The organism is Spirochaeta isovalerica (genome assembly GCF_014207565.1).
In the GTDB taxonomy this organism is placed as follows: domain Bacteria; phylum Spirochaetota; class Spirochaetia; order DSM-2461; family DSM-2461; genus Spirochaeta_F; species Spirochaeta_F isovalerica.
In genome coordinates this window covers 1-1,628 of the sequence record NZ_JACHGJ010000025.1, presented here as the reverse complement: position 1 = coordinate 1,628, position 1,628 = coordinate 1, and the positions used below count along the sequence as shown (strand labels likewise).

Genomic DNA, 1,628 nt, shown 5'->3' with positions numbered 1-1,628 from the left:
TTGGTACGCCCGACATGGCGATATGCTCATGAGGTGAAAGTCCTCTACAGCTACCCACGTATAGTTTAATGCTATACCAACTGTTAGTCGACGGCAAGGGCATTCTCGCGAGGGAATGTCTGGAGGAAGCCCGAGTACAAAACCGGGAGCCCATGCACAAGAATGTGATAGAAGGCCCAGTTCCGGAGGCGAGTCAGCCAATGATGACGATGCCCCGTGGGTGAGGAATAGGGTAAATCACAGGGTTGTCCGGGGACAGTATATCGTCTTATTCGGGGAGATCTGCTTGCAAGGCGGTGATCTGAGAATTGGAATTGAAATACCGGAGGATACCGGTTAAACAAATCCAGGCATTCCGGTGGGTGACGCACTGTAATGAGCCGTTTTATACGGAACACAAATGAGATGTCACAGATTCTGATTCTTATTATCACAGCGTCAGCAAGAGCAATCTTGTCTGATAAGCAGGCAGAAGTCAGCAGACGGCATAGTAGCCAACGCCCGGAGTAATGTCCGGTTCACGGTGAAGGCCCTAACATTTCACAAGGAGGAGCCTTATGGTTCTCAAGAGAACAATTTTAGCTTTAGCCGAAATAACTTTTGGCGAATCATGGAGAAACCAGCCTTGAACGATTCTATGATGGATTTGATTTTATCCTCTGAAAACATGCACAGAGCCTGGAAACAGGTAAAGAGTAACGGAGGTAGTCCGGGAGCCGATGGGATGACTATCGAGGAGTTTCCCGACTTTCTCAAAAGCAGATGGAATAGAATCAAACGAGCTTTGCTTTTGGGGTACTACGTACCCTCTCCGGTTTTAAGGGTAGAGATACCCAAGAAATCCGGCGGTAAAAGATTGCTGGGTATCCCTTCTATTTTAGATCGGGTTATTCAGCAAGCCATTGCACAGGTTTTAAATCCTTTGTTTGATCCGGACTTTTCGGATTCCAGCTTCGGATTCAGACCGGAAAGGTCGGCTCACGGAGCAGTCAGACAGGTAAACAGCTATGTCAAATCGGGATATAAGTACGTCGTGGATTTGGATCTTGAAAAGTTCTTTGATACTGTGAACCACGATATTCTGATGCACAGAGTTTCCGGGAAAGTGAGGGACAAAAGTGTCCTGAAACTTATCGGCCGTTACCTGAGAGCCGGTATTCAATTGGAAAATGGGGAAATTGCCCCAACAGAGATGGGAACTCCTCAAGGAGGTCCACTCTCTCCGCTCCTATCTAATATCCTCCTCGATCGGTTGGATAAGTATTTAGAAGGACGAAATGTGCAGTTTGCGCGTTATGCCGACGACGTCATAATTTTGACGAAAAGGAAGTGTGACGCGGACAAACTTATGCGGGAAATAACTGTATTTCTCGAAAAGAGACTGAAATTGGTGGTGAATCAAACAAAGACGAAAGTGGCCAAGATCATGGAATGCAGCTTCCTGGGATTCACTTTCAAGGGAAAGAAGATTCGGTGGACCGACTCGTCTTTCGAGGATTTTCGGTACAAACTGAAACATCTGACAAGGCGGTCGTGGGGTGTTTCCATGGAATACAGAATCGGGAAACTCAATGAGTATATCCGGGGCTGGATCAACTACTATGGTATATCTCAATTCTACAGGCCTC

At 46.7% G+C, this 1,628-nt stretch carries 1 protein-coding gene; it reads left to right on the top strand.

Annotated elements, in window-relative coordinates:
• Window positions 1-625 precede the first annotated feature (625 nt).
• The coding region (ltrA, locus tag HNR50_RS22060) for a group II intron reverse transcriptase/maturase (RefSeq protein ID WP_246434186.1) at window positions 626-1,628 on the top strand (1,003 nt) is incomplete at its 3' end.